Below are 17,131 nucleotides of genomic sequence, written 5' to 3' on the forward strand. Positions count from 1 at the left end.
TTCAATGCACCTGTGGGAATGCATTGGATGAAAAGTATAGACAAATGTAAACGTTTTATTTGTAGGGGGAGGGGCTTATGTTAACGTTTGTTGGGTTGATGATTATTTTAACGATTGTTGTGCTGCTGATTTGGGGGAAAGCAAGTCCAATTGTCGCCATGGTCATGGTGCCTTTAATAGGGGCGCTCATTGCGGGATTTGGGATCAATGACATTCAAACCTTCTTTGAGGAAGGGATTATCAAAGTATTGCCGGTGGCGACCATGTTTATCTTCGCCATTTTATTTTTTGGTATTTTGCAAGATACAGGGTTCTTTGAACCTGTAATTAAGACTTTAATCAAGCTGACAAAAGGAAATGTTGTCACAGTTGCAATGGGAACTGCTTTGATTGGGGTTATCGCACACTTAGACGGAGCAGGGGCTACGACCTTTTTATTAACTGTACCTGCACTGCTTCCGCTTTATAAAAAATTACATATGAGTCCTTATTTACTGCTGTTATTAATCGGGACGAGTGCCGGATTAACCAATATGATTCCATGGGCTGGACCGACTGGACGGGCAGCAAGTGTCCTGAATATGGACCCCTCTGAACTCTGGGTGCCGCTCATTCCAATTCAGCTCATTGGCGTTGTACTCGTGTTAGGAATGGCATTCATTTTAGGAAAGAGGGAAGAAAAGCGAATTCGGGTGAAAATTGCTGCAAATGAAATAGCCGCGGTTCAGCTAGAAGGTGCAGATTGGGATCGTGCCATTCAGTCTATTAGTGAAACGGGAGACGCCTCTTTAAAGCGTTATCATCTCATTTGGGTGAACCTTGTTCTGTTTTTGTGTGTTGTGGTGCTTCTCGTGTTGAACGTGATGCCTGCTAGTTTTATGTTTATGATTGGCCTGTCTCTCGCACTATTAATTAACTTTCCGAATGTGAATCTGCAAATGGAAAGGATCAAGGCACACGCACCTAGTGCGCTGATGATGGCGGCTGTGATTTTTTCCGCAGGGTCATTTTTAGGAATTCTTGAAGGCACAGGGATGCTGAAAGCCATTGCTGTTGACAGTATTCACATTTTACCAGCCTTCTTGCTGCCATTTTTACATATCATTGTTGGGATGCTTGGAGTGCCGCTTGATATGCTGACAAGTACAGACGCCTATTATTACGCCCTTCTGCCAATTGTTGAATCCATTACATCTGAAGTTGGCGTACCAGGCACTTCTGCGGCATATGCCATGATGATTGGGAACATCATCGGAACCTTTGTCAGCCCGCTTGCTCCCGCTGTTTGGCTCGCTGTAGGTCTTGCAGGGGTTGATATGGGGAAACACATCCGCTACTCCTTCTTTTGGATGTGGGGATTCAGTATTATCCTTTTGTTCGTGGCGATGCTGATTGGCATCATTTAAAAAGAAAGACATGCGCGGATATGCGCATGTCTTTTCTTTCATTATGAAGGATATTCACTTGTGTGAATGTCTGATTTCGGCTTTCTAATAAGAGACATTAATCCAATGATAAACAATAGAACCATTGGAGCGAATGCAAGGCCAACTGTTCCAATTAAAAGAGTCACAGCAGAAACCAAGAAAAGAATACCTGAAAGCACGGCACGACGGTCGGTTTTCAAGAAAATCACACCTACAATCGACAGCACAGCCGCAATTGCGGAAACGACCATGAACTGAGTACCAAATGCATGAACCGAAGCCTGAAGCGTTTCAATCGGCAATGTTTCCCCTTCCTCTTTTAACACTTCATTGATTTCATCATAAAATGATGGACCCACAGAAAGGATTAATGCCCCAAACCCGACACCAATGGCATTGAGGACAATACTAATAATCCCCATAATTTTTTCACCTTTACGTTTAATCATGTGTAAACCTCCTAAAAAATTAAATTAACCTGTTTTTACTTCTCGTTTTTGGAAGACGATTAAGGCAATAGCTAAGAAAATAGCCCAATAGATGACTAGGACGGTTAGTGAGAATCCTAGAGACATACCATCGATAATAGTAACCTGTTCCATAAAGTATTGAGATGGATCGTTTGCAAATAACAGATATTTTGACCAATCAAAGAAGAGCATTAAAATACCTGTGACTGATCCACCCACAATATACGCTAAAACACTAATGGCAATGGAGATAGCTTCACTTCTAAATACTGTAGAAATGGCGAACGAAAGGGTTCCCAAAACGACAAACATTGCACAATGAGCAAGATAATAATAGACCATATTTGCAAACTGCGAACGTTCAATCACTTCACCATTTTGATACACCAAATTCACATAATCAGTGTTAAGTCCAAAGAAAATAGCACCCAATATGAATGACAAGATAAATAGCACCACAACAAGTAAAAGAGCATACAGCTGCACCGTAATATATTTAGATATTAGGATCTTTAGCCTTGATGGTGGACGAATCAATAATAATTTAATTGTACCATGCTTGTATTCAGCCGATACAATGGTGGAAGCAATAATGATCACAAACACACCGACTAGCTGAAGTAAATTGGCGTTTGTTTTCACATAGTCCCATACACTGTCTCTAAACTGATCAGCTGGCGGCAAGTTATGCTTGATTCGATAATCATTAATAGTGATCTCTTTTTCAAGCTCTCTTTTAAAGAAACCATTCTCTGTCTCTTTGAGCTCCTTCTTGTTTTCCTTATTCATCATTTCTAGCTGGGTTTTCCAATCACCTGAAGCTTGATCTTTGTCATTTGTTTTCACTACAAAGATCAACGTGGCAACCATACCTAAAACAAGAAGCCCAACCATAATCCAAGTACCAACACGATAACTAATCTTCATCCACTCGTTTTGAATGAGGCGAATCATACGTCTGCCTCCTTTTTACCTGTTAAGCTTAAGAACTTATCTTCTAAGGTTTGTTTTTCAATTTTGATCTCGTACAAATGAATAGACGCGCTGCTCAAATGACGGATTAATTCTGGCATTTTTTGTTCTGGCATAGAGAAAAATAAGTACTGCTCCTCTTCTCTTACAGTGACGCCTTCCTCAAATGCATCAATGAGCTTCTGTGCTTCTTCAAGCTCCCCGGCTGCTACCTTCATTCGATAATTAACCAAATCATCCTGCTTCGTCTCAGCACGCTGATCCTCAATCGCAATCAGCTTTCCGGTTTGGATAATTGCAAAGCGATCACACATCAATTCCATCTCTGACATGAGGTGACTTGAAACAATTACAGCCAGCCCATCTTCCTTCGCAAGCCTTCTCAAGTAATCTCGTATCATTCGAATCCCCTCAGGATCAAGTCCATTGGTCGGCTCATCTAAGATTAGCAGTTTCGGTCTATGTATGAGTGCCTGCGCAATGCCCAATCGCTGTTTCATTCCTAATGAAAATGTACGCACACGCTTATGCTTCACATGCTGCAAGCTGACTAGCTCTAACAGCTCATCAATTCGCGCTTCATCCACTTTCCCATTCATTCTGGCAAAGTGAACAAGATTTTGTCTTGCCGTTAAATGATTATACATTTCTGGATTTTCAATAATCGCACCGACATGTTGGATGGCATGCTGATAGGATGTTTGAATACTATGGCCATTAATCAGAATGTCACCAGATGTAATGGGAGAAAGACCGACCATCATACGAATGGTTGTTGTTTTCCCTGCACCATTAGGTCCTAAGAAGCCAAAGACTTCGCCCGCTTGGACAGAAAAGCTCAAGTCTTGAACAATCTTTTTCCCGCTAATATGTCTAGATACATTATGCAGTTCTAAAACGTTCGTCACGTTACCTCTCCTTCTTTGTCTAAGTATCATCTATCATTCTATTTCCTGATAAACACCATGATCCGTCAAAAATAGAAGAACACTTCCATATGGTACAGCAATGCCCAAAAGTTGTGAAGGGGATTAGCCAAAATTTAGCGAATCATCTGCCTTTTTTAAGGTAGAGTTAAGAAAACTGCGGATTTTTATGTGAAAAGAGGCTTGATTTTTTTTAAAAATGAACCTTTTTCAACAGGTATATATGTATGGAATTTTGTTTGAGATTATTCCTTTCACCTAAAAATAAAGAAAAGAGGCCTCTTACAGCCTCTTTTCATACATTATATCTTTTTCACAAACTCTGATTTTAATTTCATTGCGCCGAAGCTAGGAATTTTACAATCAATGTTATGATCGCCTTCAACTAAACGAATGCCTTTGACCTTTGTTCCTATTTTCAAAACGGATGAAGAACCTTTTACTTTTAGGTCTTTAATGACAGAGACCGTGTCCCCATCACTTAACAGATTCCCATTCGCATCTTTGACCACAAGCTGTTCCTCTGCCGCTTGTTCTTGTTCAAGTGACCATTCATGCGCACACTCAGGACAAACCAGCAGGCTGCCGTCCTCGTAAGTATAAGGTGAGCTGCACGAAGGACAATTCGGTAGATTAGACATTTTTGTTTCCTCCACAAGAATAATGGTCGGAAAGACACTTTATAGATGACCTTCCGATTTCTGCAAATTAAACTTTAAATACATTCGATATATTCTTCAGTATTTTTTTATTTCTAGCCATTCTGTTTCTTATTCTCTTTTGAATTTTCTCAAAATATTTCTTTTCTAACCTGTGTAAAAATTTGATTCCTTTAGATGACCTTGCCAGTGACATTCTCATATTTTTTGTCTCTAAATCAATCGGTTTGCCGACTAATTTAGGCATGACCTTTTTTAACGTTATTTCAGGAGCGTATTCAACTTCTGGCTCGTATAATCTTACTGAATCTTTCAAGGGAGCAAAAACATTCAGAATGTAATGATCTGTTGGATGCACTCTGAAATAATCAACCGCATAATCGTATAAGCTTCTTTCAATATTATCCTCATCTGTTAGAGGAAGTGAATAGAAATGTTTAATAAATTCTACAGTATGTTCTTTAATAGCATCATGAAGTTTTGTTTCATATGTTCTCGATTTAATTACAGGTTTAATTATACCATCTTTTTCATAATATCCTGTAATACTTTGATATGGTATATTAGCAAAAATTGACTCTATAAATATTAGAGAGGTCATTTTAGAAGTATAATTATATCTAACTGAAGTACCTGTAGTTGGATAAATACTTCTTGCATAATAGAATATTGTCTCTATTTTACTTCCATATGCATCGTTTAATAATCGATCTAAGCAATCTTGGGTATAACCTCTTCCCCAATATTCCACAAATGCAAAACGCTCACTAAAGTCAATTTCTTGTTTCAAATATTTTGTAATGATTTCTCTATCTTCTTTTGCCTTATTTAATAAATATTCTTCATATTTTAGAGAGTTTTTTGCTGTAGTTTTTATTGCTTCTTTTGTGTTCTTATCAATCTTATTAATGGTTTTTAGATGGCTTAGTTCTGGGAATATTTCATCGAATTTAGATTCATTCATTGATAATGCATCTAGTACACTACCAAAATCGGTCATGCCTTCAAAATTTCCGAAAACGGAATAGAATTCTTCATCCACTTTATCTATGAAAGATGGAATTCTCCATGCTTTCCTTGAACCATAAATATATTTCGTCTTTATATCATACTTATTTGTTTCGATTATTGAATCTGCTACAAGTTTGAGATAATATCCATCTCTTGAAATAAAATAGAGTGTATCAATTCCTTTTCTCATAGCATGTTTAATCGCCCAATGAATATACGGAACAAAATACATACTTACATAAGAATAAGCATAATAACTAGTTGCATCATTATTTGTTTCTCTAAATCTAGCTAATAAATTTGAAGCTAAGTAAGAATCATAGGTTCTAGTTCTGTTTACTAACTGCTTCTCATACGCGTTAAATTTTGTCATATGATGATGTACAGCTTGTATATTTAGAGATTTTGCTGCCTTTAAATCTGCTGCTTGATTATCCCCATAATGTACCCACTTACTGTAATTATAGTTCATTTCCTCAAATACTCTTAAATAGAGTTTTCTTGTTGTTTTCTGATCACCGTAATCACTAGATAAGAATAGAGGTAATTCCGCCAGACGTTCATCCGCATTCTTTAACATCTCTAAGATAACTTCTTTAGGTAAATACATATCACTAATTAACACAACGTCATTTCCTTGATTAACCAATTCCGCAACGTATTCTACTCTATCTTTCATAGGTTCTATATTTTCTATTTCTGCTTTAAATTCTTCTGCTTTTAAAAATTCTACTTGCTGATCTGTTAAATGATATAAATCCTGTAATCTCCGCATAATATCATCAAAAAAGATTTCTAATCTATCATCTTCTCGAATGATTAAGGATTTTCTATAATAATCCCTAACATAAGATTCTGCCTGGGCTCTTACACGTGGATAGTTCTCAACTAAATATGAAGGGAATTTTAGTCCACTGTATTTAGCCGCCTCTCCAACATAGAAAAATATCCCTACCGGTTCCAACGTTTTTCTTTGAATAAGCGTATCAAAAAGATCAAAACTATATAAAGTAGGAAAATCTCTTTTTTCAGGACTAAACTTTAGCGTTTTTTCAATAATTTCCTCAAAAGAATTGTCGTTAGTGTATTCCCAAAAAAGATCATAAATCTCTTCTCTTCTATCTTCTTCCACCTTATCTTCATAAGAACTCAGATATTCTAATAACTCCTCGAAGTTATTTGTTATTTGTCCAAAAGTCATCTCTTTATAGTCAAAAACGAAATCACGCAAATTATTATATTCATCATAATCAAAGATATAACGTGTGAAATGTTTGACACCAGCTGCAAGCAGGTCGTAAAATATCGATGAATAATCCATAATAGCGATATCAATTTTATTGAAAATTTCGTAAACATCATTATCCTCATTCCAGAATAGCAAATGTGGACAATCTTTGTACTTCTCTTTCAAAAGATTATATTGATAATCATTATTTACTAAATAGTGCATTTTAAAGATCATTAGCATGTTATTTTCTTTTAATGTTTCTATTAATTTATCCATATCAGGTATCGCTTTTCCAAAAAATGCAGTGGTTGATCCATCTCTAAATGTTGGAGCATATAACGCAATTTTCGTATCTTCAGGGAGTCCTTTTTCTTTCAAAATATCATGATTATAAGAAGAAAATGACTCTTTATACGTTACAGCTGGATATCCAGCTCTAATAATTTTGTCATCATCTATACCGACTTGTTCTTTAAAGTGCTTCTCCATTAACGGAGAAGTAACCAAGAACAGCTGATTATTTTTAAAAACAGAATTATACTTAATATATTTTTTGTATATTCTTTCTTTTAATTGGACTGAATTAACTTTTCGCTCTATAGATTTACATCCAACGCCATGCCATAAATTGAGAATGACAACTTCATCTTTAAATAATACGGGTATATGTTCTTTTACCTGATGTACAACAAAAACTCCAGCTTGTTGTTTAATTTTATCTGCTTTTTTAGAAGAGTATAATTCTGCATTGTATCCTAAACTTCTAATTCTATTAATTACTTCTTCGTCGTCACACATCCAATATGCTGTAATATCTGGACGATATTTATTCACATAAATAAATAACCATTTAGGATTTCCAACAAATGAATTAGTAGCATTAAAAATCCATATCTTTTTGTCCCTGATGTTGTTCAATTTAAAAAACTCCTTTGAATTATTTCTCATCTATATAAACTTCCTGCAAAGTATCTCACAAAATTTTATATTTGAAAGACAAATATCATCTTGAGGGACTAAATTCCCACAACTGACATCCTAAACATTATAATTCAAAACCTCAAAAATGAATAGTTGTTATAAATTGTTTTCTCAGTATTTTCATAGGGCTTTTCATTCGTTTTCATGTGTATTTTGTGAATCTTTTTAACAAAAAAACTTGTAGATGCATCTACAAGTTTTTTTGTTTTATTAGGCTGGATTGTATCACAGCTGCGATATTCCGAGCTGTTCTTTCTACATGAAGAGCCGCATCTCGTATCGCCTCAGACAGAGAGGTAATACCTGGAACGATACTAAACAGTGCATCAATTCCATGATCGTGTACGACTCCACTGTCGTTTGCAAGAGAGCCTGCAATACCAATCACAGGCAGATTATACTGCTTTGCTGCTTTGGCTACGCCGATTGGGGTTTTTCCATAAATGGTCTGCCGGTCAATTCGGCCTTCTCCCGTAATGACAAGATCTGCCTCCTTGATGACGTCATCAAAATGAACAGCCTTCAGCACGATATCGATTCCTCTTTGCAAATCGGCTTGTAAAAAGCCTAATAAACTCGCACCAAGTCCTCCTGCCGCTCCTGCCCCTGCTGCATCTCCAAAGGAGACATTGAACTGCTTTTCAGCTACTTGTGCAAAATGAGCCAGATTCTTGTCTAACACTTGAACAATTTCTTCATCTGCTCCCTTTTGAGGACCGAAAACAGCAGACGCTCCTCTCTCACCCGTTAAAGGATTATCCACATCACAAGCCGCCTCCAGACGGACGGATTGCAGTCTTGGATCGAGTCCAGATAAATCAATTGAAGCTAATTGATGAAGTGCCCCGCCGCCTGACGTCAGGGAATGTCCTGTTTTATCAAGGAAATCTGCACCTAATCCTTGCATCATTCCAACGCCGCCATCATTTGTTGCACTTCCGCCAAGCCCAATGATCACGTGCTTCGCTCCTTTATCCAGAGCTGCAAGTATTAATTCTCCAGTTCCTCTTGATGTCGTCCATAATGGATTACGTTTTTCTCGGGGTACAAGATGTAAACCAGAGGCTGCAGCCATCTCTATGACAGCAGTCTGACCGTCTCCTAACATGCCAAAAAAGGCATTCACTGGCTCACCAAGCGGGCCCGTGACCACTTGATGAACAATGTGTCCGCCAGTCGCATCAACCAACGATTGAACGGTCCCCTCTCCTCCATCTGCCATCGGCAGTTTGATATACTCTGCGTTTGGCAAAATAGAACGAAATCCTCGTTCAATGGCACATGCTGTCTCATAAGCAGATAAACTTTCTTTAAATGAATCTGGTGCGATCACAATTTTCATCCTAAAGCCCCTCTTTTCTTATCATGTCCTCAGCCAAACAGCTGGAAAACGCCAAAAATAATGGTCGATACAACGGTTAACGTCAAACCGATTAACGATTCAAAAGGCATGAGCTTCAAACGCTCTTTAATATCCATTTGAACACTTCCTGCTGTAGCATGGAAAAAGCTCCCGTGCGGCATATGGTCAAGCACTGTTGCGCCAGCATGAATCATGGCTGCCCCTGAAAGAGCAGATACACCAAGCCCAATCAGTGTTCCGCTAAACACACCACTCGCTACCGCCGTTCCTGCTGTTGTCGAAGCGGTCGCGGCTGACATAAATATCCCTGAAGTAGGCGCAAGTAAATATGGAGGTAAACCCGATGCATCCAGTGCCTGAATAAACACATCTTTTAAGGAAGAATTCGATACGATTCCTGCTAATGTACCTGTCCCTAATAACATGATCGCTACACCTGACATTTTATGAAGCCCCGACATCGCATAATCATTGAGAAATTTCCCTTTTTTCATGAAAAGAGCACCTACAATCCCTCCAATCGGTAAAGCGATCATTGGTTCTATATTGATTTGAAAAAGCGGCCTTAAAGCCAACAATAAAATGGTAACCAGCGGACCAGCCAGTGCTTGAAAAAAAGAAGGTATTTGAACTTTACTTTGCCCAGTTTCCTCTTCAAGAACGGGTGTCCCTTTGTTTGCAAGCTTTTTAGCTAATACATATGTAACAGCCAACCCGAACACAGCTGGAATGATTCCTGCAGCCATCATTGAAGTCAGAGGTACACCAAAAGCGTCTGAAGCGGCAATGGCATTCGGATTCGGTGACATGATATTCCCTGCCTTCCCGCCTCCAATCATAGCAAGGAGAATTCCCGTTTTTGAGAGCTTTGCGCGTTTGGCAATGGCAAGTGCGATGGGCGCTACTGTGATAACCGCAACATCTACAAAAACGCCCACTGTTGTTAAAATCATCGTTGCAAGAGCGAGTGCTAATAGTGCCCTCGCCTCACCAAGCCTTTTCACGATGGCCTCAGCGATAGATAACGCTGCACCCGACTCAATGAGAACACCAGCCAGTACACCTGCGGCCATAATTCTAAGGACAGCCGGAATCATGTCCTTAGCACCTTCCATCATGACGTTGACGGTCTGAACAATATCTACACCGCCAACCAAACCGCCAATGAATGCACCTGCCAGCATGCCATAAGCAGGTGATACTTTTTTTAGAATGAGAACAATCGCGATCACAAGCGCCGCCATGGCTCCCAGAGTACTTACCGTCACATCTCCACTCATCCTCAATCCCCCTAAAAATATCTCCCTCCAATTGTAAGCGTTTACCCTAAGGGTTTGTGTTGTGAATCTGGATGAACTTTTTTAACTGACCATTCTACCGAATTATGCATTTGCACAATCAAGATAGTTGAGTCATTAGCTGCGCCATATAAAGCTCGATTAACTGTTTTACATGACGAGGATCTTTTCCAGTCAATCCTTGAATTTTGTCTAAACGATAACGCAATGTATTCCGATGAATAAATAAACGATCAACAATTCTTTGCAAATCACCGCCCTCTTCAATGTAAACCCTTAATGTATGGGCGAGCTCTGCTTCTTGTGTCAAAGGCTTGTAAAAGTCAGTCCATCGACTGTTCTTTTCAGCAATTCCCGCCATCATGAATAAGCTTTCCAGCTGATACGATTCAAAGAAATACATACTTTCTTCCGGTTCAAGAGCCTTCCCTAACCTCAGGGCTTCTCTCGCATGCTGAAAAGAAATTGGCAGCTGGCTGATGTCTTCAGCGACAGTCCCTATCCCCACTAACACTTGGCTTCCTACTGCTCTTTGCATTGTTTTTTGCAGATGACCTGCCGCCTGCTTTACTCGATGTTCAGGTATGGGCTGACTTAAAAGAATCAATTCATGACAAAAGGTCATGCCAAGTAAATCATCCGCATTCTTATCATATTGAATCGCATGCATCAATTTATGAACAGCATCCTCTGAGGATGGAACTGGCTGAAAAACAATAGCCATTCGGCGCTTGTCTAAATCCATCCCCAGCCAAGCAGCTCGATTTTTCAGCTGATGATCCCCAACATCAGAATATGAAATCAACTGATTGACAATTTCACTCTCTATTCGATGACGCCATTGAACCCGCTCAAGCAGAAAAGATTGCTCTAACACCAGTTCAGCTGCCATCTTCACCAGCTCGGCATGATGCCGAATGTCCTCTGGTTCACCAGTAATTCCAATCACACCAACTACTTGTTCATGGAAGCAGATAGGCAAGTTAATCCCAGGTTTCACCCCTTCTAAGCGCAAAGAGGTCTCCTGGTCAATTTCCACACTGTTCCCGCTTGTCAGCACAAGCCGTGCACCATCATGTTTATGGCCAATCCTGTTTCGTTCACCAGAACCAATAATGACACCATCTGCATTCATCACATTGATGTTTTTATGTAAAATATGCATCGTACGTTCAACCATTTCTTGAGCCAATTCACTGGTCAAAAATTGCATTTGTCATCTCCCCTGAAGGTTTTTTTCATTCAATGTATCATAGTGTCTTTGAACAATAAATGCAAAGTGTTTAAAAACCAGCCATTGACAAAGACACCCTGAAAAGTGTTTAATCAAATCAAGAACCGACCGACAGTCTAGTTAAAAGAAAGGATGGCTTTATGAGAACCGTTAAACATCCTGAGGAACGTAAAAATGACATATTAAACGCAGCCGAAGCGCTTTTTTCAACCAAAGGCTATCAGAAAACAACGATTATTGACATATTAAAAGCCGTTGGCATTGCAAAAGGAACCTTTTATTACTACTTTGCATCAAAAGAAGAAGTAATGGATGCCATTATTGACAGGATCATCAAAGAAGATATCATCGTAGCAAAGCGTATTGCAGCTGAACCAGACCTTCCAGTCATTGACAAACTATTTCGTATCATCATGGCGCAATCACCTCAGCAAGGAAGCCATAAACAGGGCATGATCGATCAGTTCCATCAGCCTTCTAATGCAGAAATGCATCAAAAAAGCTTAATCAAAGCCATTAAAGAACTATCACCAGTATTGGCAGATGTCATTCAGCAAGGTGTAGAGGAAGGGACATTCAAAACGAAGTATCCGCAAGAGACGGTTGAATTTCTCCTTGCTTCTGCACAGGTCATATTTGATGAAGGCCTTTTTCAATGGACAGCCGAAGAAAGTATACAACGCGCTTTAGCTTTTATAGATATACTCGAATCCTCATTGCATGCAGAAAAGGGGAGCTTTTCATTCCTGCTGAAGCGATTATCTGGAGAGCTGGATGAAAATAATCAGTGATTGGTCACTTCAATACCAATCCTGCATACATTATAGACTGACGGTCGGTCTAAAAGGAGAGTGATATTCATGTCTTTGTTATCCAAAAGAGGGTCATCCCACTTTATCTACCTCGTTCTCGGACAGATTATTTCCGTTTTCGGATCTTCTCTCATTCGGTTTGTTCTATCTTTACACGTACTGGATATGACGCATCGAGTTGATTTATATGCCTTACTTTTCGCTTTATCCAATATCCCGCTCCTTCTCTCACCGTTAGCTGGTGCAATCGCTGACCGATTTAACAGAAGGAATTTAATGATTTTATTTGATGTCCTCACCGGCATGATGATTCTTGCCTTTTATTTTTGGTTATTTTCGGGAAATGATTCACTCTATATGATCGGAGCTGTCATGATACTGCTTGGCGTGATGAGTACGTTCTATGCTCCCGCTGTCATGTCCAGCATTCCACAGCTAGTGAAACAAGAGCAATTAGAACAAGCAAACGGCATTGTCAATGGCGTTCAGGCACTTTCAGGTGTTCTCGCACCTATTATCGGAGGAGTTCTATACGGAATGATTGGAAGCCAATCCATCATCGGTGCGAGTGCCATCGTATTTTTTCTATCAGCCTGCATGCTTTTACGGCTAAACATTTCCTTCTCCCCTAGTCCGCTGACAGAGTCCATGAGCAAGGTACTCATAAAAGATATGAAACAAGGATTTTCTTATATTGGCAGCCAGCCATTTTTAAAAAGAGCCATGCTGCTTGCCGCAATGTTAAATTTCATCCTTACACCATTTTTTATTGTTGGGGGACCAATCATTTTAAGGGTCACAATGAAGAGCAGTGACATCATGTATGGAATAGGCATGGGCTTGATTGAGTTCGCTGTCATCGCAGGGGCTCTGCTAGTTGGACTTGTAGCGAAGCATTGGCGCATTCCTACTTTATATCGCTGGCTTCTTGTCATCGCAGTCATCTTGCTGCCTGTGGCGCTCTCAACATCCAAAACAGCTCTTCAATTTGGTACTTATCCAGCTTATTTTCTCTTTTTAGCAGGATGTCTTCCAATTGCTATGCTGCTAACTATGATCTCAATCGTTGTGATTTCACATGTTCAAAAGAAAACACCAAATCATCAATTAGGAAAAGTAATGGCCAATCTGACAATGGTTTCTCAATGTGCTGCTCCGCTTGGCCAAATGATGTATGGATTTTTGTTCAATACGTTTTCAGCCACCATGTATGTGACGGTGCTCATCGTCAGTACTTTCATGTTTGCACTAGCCTGCTTAACAAAAAATATGCTTCAGCATGAAGGAGAAGCAGCCTCATGAGATTAGCGTTTATAAAGAAAGACTTAACCCGACACCGTCTCATTTCAATCGGCTTAACCATTTGCATCATGATGACTTCATTTCTCGCAGCAAGTGCAGCTCAAATGATCGTACAGCTGAATGGTTCCATTTCTAACCTGCTCCATTCTGCCAAAGCGCCAGACTTTGTCCAAATGCATGACGGCGACCTAAATGAAAAAGACATTGAAGTATTTTCAAGCAAGCAATCCATGGTAAAAGCCCATCACATCGTCCCAATGATACCAATTGAACATGCAAACATCAGGTTCGGACATGAGCCTGCCAAAGCAGGTGTGATGGATCATTTATTTGTGAAGCAAAATCACAACTTTGATTTTCTTCTAGATGAACAAAACGAAAAGCTTACTGTCAATAAAGGTGAAGTGGCTGTCCCAATTTATTTTCAACAAAAGTATCGGCTTAACATAGGTGAAACATTACTGATTGAGAAAGGAGCTAATCAATTCATCTTTCGCATCAAAGCGTTCTTGCGAGATGCACAAATGAACCCCAGTCTTGTCAGTTCAAAAAGATTTCTTCTTCATAACGAGGATTGGGATGCAATAAATCAAGTGTTTCAACAAAAAGAGTACTTAATCGAATTTTTACTACATGATGCCTCGCAGACAGATGCTTTTCAAGCAATCTATCAATCATCACAGCTGCCACAACAAGGTCCATCTGTCACACTACCTTTACTGCGTATGCTGAATGCATTGACAGATGGAATGGTCATTGCCATTCTCCTGCTTGTTTGCCTGCTGCTCATCAGTATAGCCCTTCTCTCTCTCCATCTTGCTATGACGGCTTCAATAGAAGAGGATGAACGTGAAATTGGCATACTGAAGGTGCTTGGGGTCCCTTTAACAAGAATCAAGCAATTATACGTTGGTAAGTATGCCGCGCTTGCTTGTGCAGGGTGTATAGCAGGATATGTGTTAACGCTTATATTTGGTGATATGTTTACAACCAATATTCACCGATACATGGGGAATCAGCCTTCTTTTGCTCATTGGTTAATCCCGCTTTTTGTTTCTATTGCGACGGCAATAATCGTCATCTCTTGCAGCTATGCTGTCCTAAGAAAGTTTGGTCAAATATCAGCTGCTCAAGCACTTCAAGGTGTTATCAATTCACCGAATCACAAGAAAAAAATACCTATGCACCTCAAGGAAAGCAGGTTCATACCGATCAATATTTGGCTTGGTTTAAAAGACCTGATATCACGAAAGAAGTTGTACACAACGATTACTTGTATTATTGCACTCTGTACATTTTTAATGCTCATGCCTATTCAGCTATGGCATACCTTACAATCACCGGATTTCATCACATACCTTGGCTCTGGCAAAAGTGACCTTCGAATGGATATACGCCAAGGAAATCATCTAGCGAAAAAGACAAACGAAATAGAATCAATGATTCGTGAAGATCAGGGCATACAAACAGCAGCCATCTATAAAACTACTTCTCTTCAGGTGAAATCAAAGGAGAACACATTAGAAACGCTCTACTTAGAAACAGGTGAACTCTCAGCATTTCCCCTCAACTATTTAAAAGGGAGGCAGCCTTTAAAGAATGAAGAAATTGCCTTATCCGTATTAAATGCAGATTCACTTCAGAAAAAGATAGGAGAAAAAATCACTCTCGTAACTAATGGGCATGAAATCCAAAGAACGGTGACAGGTATTTATCAGGACGTAACCAATGGGGGCAAAACAGCAAAAGCAATATCACAGCCATTTCCTCAAACAGCTCTTTGGCAAACCATTCAAATCCAACTAAAGCCAGGAGTAAATATTGCAGAGAAAAAGACAATATTTGAAAAAAAGGTATCTCCTGCAAAAGTGACAGATATGAAAGAATACGTTCATCAAACGATCGGCAGCACAGCAGCTATTGTAAAAGTCATTGCATTTTTTGCTGCATTAGCTGCCTTTGGAACCGCCAGCTTAATGCTATTCATGTTTCTGCACATGTTAAAGGCGAAAGATTCGATCCGAAACCACATGCTAAGAACAATTGGATTTTCTATAACAGATATAACAGCACAATATATAACGAGTTTTATCGTTGTTCTGTGTTTTGGCGCCTTTATTGGAACAATCGCGGTGAGTACCATTGGTCCTGCTTTGATGAGTATAGGTGGAGCAACATTAGGGGCATCTAGCCTCCAGTGGCTGTCACCGCAATGGGTGTCAGTTGTGTACCCCGTTACACTAGTTATTGTCAATTTAGCTTTGACCACCTGGTTATTGAAGACGTTTTTTTCTAGTCAAACGACAAGGCATACACTTTTATAAGGAGATGTTTCACATGGAACACTTGATTGAAACGCAGCAATTGTCATTGCATATCGATTCATTAAAAGGACAGAAACAAACGATTCTTAAGAATATTCATTTATCGATAAAGCGTGGGGAATTCGTGACCATTATGGGACCTTCTGGATGTGGGAAAACATCCTTACTTTATCAGCTTAGCGGCATAGAAAAAGCTTCAACAGGAGAGATCAAATATAAAGGCCGATCACTATCAGAAATGACAGACAAACAGTTAAGTGCTCTGCGCTTAACTGAGATGGGATTTGTCTTTCAGCACAGCCACTTATTAAAAAATCTTAATCTATTTGACAACATCATTGCAGCAGCTTATTTAGCAAAGAAAAAGCCAAGACAAGAAGTGAATGAACGAGCTCAATATTTAATGGAAAAACTTGAAATTGATCATTTGGCAAATAGATATTTGACAGAAGTATCGGGAGGACAGCTTCAAAGAGCCGCTATCTGCCGAGCGCTCATGAATGAACCAGACATACTTTTCGCTGATGAACCAACAGGTGCTCTTAATTCCAGTACAACAAAGGAAGTAATGAATGTTTTTTCAAGAATCCACTCTGAAGGAGCAACACTGCTGCTTGTCACACATGACCACAAGGTGGCTCTTCGTTCTGAAAGAATCATGTTTATGAATGACGGAGAAATGGCAGACAGTTTACAATTAGGAAGATATGACCGTTCAACTGTCGAGAAACGAGAAATGAGATTAAATCATTGGCTGCAAGATTTAGGTTTTTAATTTGAGTACAAACAGGCAGGAAACTGCCTGTTCTACTTTTTCTGGCACTCAAACGAGTAATCCATAGACAAACTATTTGTTTCTAAGATAATTTTGCCGCCAGCTTGTTGACAAGATTCTGTCAGCAGCTCAATTTCTTTGCTATAAAAGTATCTCTTTGACATATAAACAGTCACTAAAACAAGTAACAGAGTCGCGATAATGACTGTGATTTGTCTATTTAAACTTTGAAATCTTTTTTTCATTTCAACATCCTTTCTAAAAGGTCGGAGTTTGTGTTTAATACTTACTTTTGTCGTCATCTACCAGTTTCTTATCTCATGATCTAGCAACATCATACATGATT

At 39.2% G+C, this 17,131-nt stretch carries 14 protein-coding genes; 5 read left to right on the forward strand and 9 right to left on the reverse strand.

Annotated features, from left to right (window positions below):
- Positions 1–77 precede the first annotated feature (77 nt).
- Positions 78–1,406: a citrate:proton symporter gene (locus MHI08_RS18120; RefSeq protein WP_024427570.1), complete on the forward strand. Its 1,329-nt coding sequence runs from the start codon at positions 78–80 to the stop codon at positions 1,404–1,406.
- Between the two features lie 41 nt (positions 1,407–1,447).
- On the opposite strand, the gene MHI08_RS18125 is transcribed toward MHI08_RS18120, so the two are convergent.
- The 8 genes from MHI08_RS18125 to MHI08_RS18160 all read right to left on the reverse strand — a co-directional run bounded on the left by MHI08_RS18125 (position 1,448) and on the right by MHI08_RS18160 (position 11,551).
- A complete protein-coding gene (locus MHI08_RS18125; RefSeq protein WP_120207996.1) occupies positions 1,448–1,876 on the reverse strand; it encodes a DUF4064 domain-containing protein in 429 nt (142 codons plus the stop codon).
- Positions 1,877–1,900: 24 nt separating this feature from the next.
- Positions 1,901–2,851: an ABC transporter permease gene (locus tag MHI08_RS18130; protein ID WP_087978092.1), complete on the reverse strand. Its 951-nt coding sequence runs from the start codon at positions 2,849–2,851 to the stop codon at positions 1,901–1,903.
- A complete protein-coding gene (locus MHI08_RS18135; protein ID WP_342499844.1) occupies positions 2,848–3,777 on the reverse strand; it encodes an ABC transporter ATP-binding protein in 930 nt (309 codons plus the stop codon). Before MHI08_RS18135 ends, MHI08_RS18130 begins: the two co-directional genes overlap by 4 nt.
- Before the next feature lie 320 nt (positions 3,778–4,097).
- Positions 4,098–4,436 (reverse strand): zinc ribbon domain-containing protein YjdM, encoded by a 339-nt coding sequence (locus tag MHI08_RS18140; protein ID WP_024423969.1) that lies wholly within the window; start codon positions 4,434–4,436, stop codon positions 4,098–4,100.
- Positions 4,437–4,503: 67 nt separating this feature from the next.
- Positions 4,504–7,614, reverse strand: a complete 3,111-nt coding sequence (locus tag MHI08_RS18145) for a CDP-glycerol glycerophosphotransferase family protein (protein WP_236626609.1) — start codon at positions 7,612–7,614, stop codon at positions 4,504–4,506.
- 253 nt (positions 7,615–7,867) lie between these two features.
- Complete coding sequence (locus tag MHI08_RS18150) at positions 7,868–9,019, reverse strand: glycerate kinase (RefSeq protein ID WP_342499845.1); 1,152 nt, start codon at positions 9,017–9,019, stop codon at positions 7,868–7,870.
- Between the two features lie 29 nt (positions 9,020–9,048).
- Entirely contained in the window at positions 9,049–10,320 is a 1,272-nt protein-coding gene (locus MHI08_RS18155; RefSeq protein WP_342499846.1) for a GntP family permease, read from the reverse strand.
- 118 nt (positions 10,321–10,438) lie between these two features.
- Positions 10,439–11,551: a sugar diacid recognition domain-containing protein gene (locus tag MHI08_RS18160; RefSeq protein WP_342499847.1), complete on the reverse strand. Its 1,113-nt coding sequence runs from the start codon at positions 11,549–11,551 to the stop codon at positions 10,439–10,441.
- A gap of 161 nt (positions 11,552–11,712) precedes the next feature.
- Between MHI08_RS18160 and MHI08_RS18165 the strand changes: the two genes are divergently transcribed.
- The 4 genes from MHI08_RS18165 (at position 11,713) to MHI08_RS18180 (ending at position 16,785) form a co-directional block, all read left to right on the forward strand.
- The gene (locus MHI08_RS18165; RefSeq protein ID WP_280149115.1) at positions 11,713–12,363 is read left to right on the forward strand and encodes a TetR/AcrR family transcriptional regulator; all 651 of its coding nucleotides are present in this window, start codon (positions 11,713–11,715) and stop codon (positions 12,361–12,363) included.
- 69 nt (positions 12,364–12,432) lie between these two features.
- Complete coding sequence (locus MHI08_RS18170; RefSeq protein WP_280149114.1) at positions 12,433–13,686, forward strand: MFS transporter; 1,254 nt, start codon at positions 12,433–12,435, stop codon at positions 13,684–13,686.
- Positions 13,683–16,010 carry an ABC transporter permease gene (locus MHI08_RS18175; RefSeq protein ID WP_342499848.1) on the forward strand — a complete coding sequence of 776 codons (2,328 nt, stop codon included), beginning with the start codon at positions 13,683–13,685 and terminating at the stop codon, positions 16,008–16,010. Before MHI08_RS18170 ends, MHI08_RS18175 begins: the two co-directional genes overlap by 4 nt.
- Before the next feature lie 13 nt (positions 16,011–16,023).
- Positions 16,024–16,785 (forward strand): ABC transporter ATP-binding protein, encoded by a 762-nt coding sequence (locus MHI08_RS18180; RefSeq protein WP_342499849.1) that lies wholly within the window; start codon positions 16,024–16,026, stop codon positions 16,783–16,785.
- 32 nt (positions 16,786–16,817) lie between these two features.
- Here the strand turns inward: MHI08_RS18180 and MHI08_RS18185 are convergent, their stop codons facing one another.
- The gene (locus MHI08_RS18185; RefSeq protein WP_235183653.1) at positions 16,818–17,087 is read right to left on the reverse strand and encodes a hypothetical protein; all 270 of its coding nucleotides are present in this window, start codon (positions 17,085–17,087) and stop codon (positions 16,818–16,820) included.
- Positions 17,088–17,131 lie beyond the last annotated feature (44 nt).

This window comes from Bacillus sp. FSL M7-0791 (assembly GCF_038627085.1).
Lineage (GTDB): Bacteria > Bacillota > Bacilli > Bacillales > Bacillaceae > Bacillus > Bacillus safensis.

Excerpts from the sequence above, each read along its gene's own strand:
- MHI08_RS18120 (WP_024427570.1), top strand. The coding sequence starts at position 78 with ATGTTAACGTTTGTTGGGTTGATGATTATTTTAACGATTGTTGTGCTG.
- MHI08_RS18125 (WP_120207996.1), bottom strand. The coding sequence starts at position 1,876 with ATGATTAAACGTAAAGGTGAAAAAATTATGGGGATTATTAGTATTGTC.
- MHI08_RS18130 (WP_087978092.1), bottom strand. The coding sequence starts at position 2,851 with ATGATTCGCCTCATTCAAAACGAGTGGATGAAGATTAGTTATCGTGTT.
- MHI08_RS18140 (WP_024423969.1), bottom strand. The coding sequence starts at position 4,436 with ATGTCTAATCTACCGAATTGTCCTTCGTGCAGCTCACCTTATACTTAC.
- MHI08_RS18150 (WP_342499845.1), bottom strand. The coding sequence starts at position 9,019 with ATGAAAATTGTGATCGCACCAGATTCATTTAAAGAAAGTTTATCTGCT.
- MHI08_RS18155 (WP_342499846.1), bottom strand. The coding sequence starts at position 10,320 with ATGAGTGGAGATGTGACGGTAAGTACTCTGGGAGCCATGGCGGCGCTT.
- MHI08_RS18160 (WP_342499847.1), bottom strand. The coding sequence starts at position 11,551 with ATGCAATTTTTGACCAGTGAATTGGCTCAAGAAATGGTTGAACGTACG.
- MHI08_RS18165 (WP_280149115.1), top strand. The coding sequence starts at position 11,713 with ATGAGAACCGTTAAACATCCTGAGGAACGTAAAAATGACATATTAAAC.
- MHI08_RS18170 (WP_280149114.1), top strand. The coding sequence starts at position 12,433 with ATGTCTTTGTTATCCAAAAGAGGGTCATCCCACTTTATCTACCTCGTT.
- MHI08_RS18175 (WP_342499848.1), top strand. The coding sequence starts at position 13,683 with ATGAGATTAGCGTTTATAAAGAAAGACTTAACCCGACACCGTCTCATT.
- MHI08_RS18180 (WP_342499849.1), top strand. The coding sequence starts at position 16,024 with ATGGAACACTTGATTGAAACGCAGCAATTGTCATTGCATATCGATTCA.
- MHI08_RS18185 (WP_235183653.1), bottom strand. The coding sequence starts at position 17,087 with ATGACGACAAAAGTAAGTATTAAACACAAACTCCGACCTTTTAGAAAG.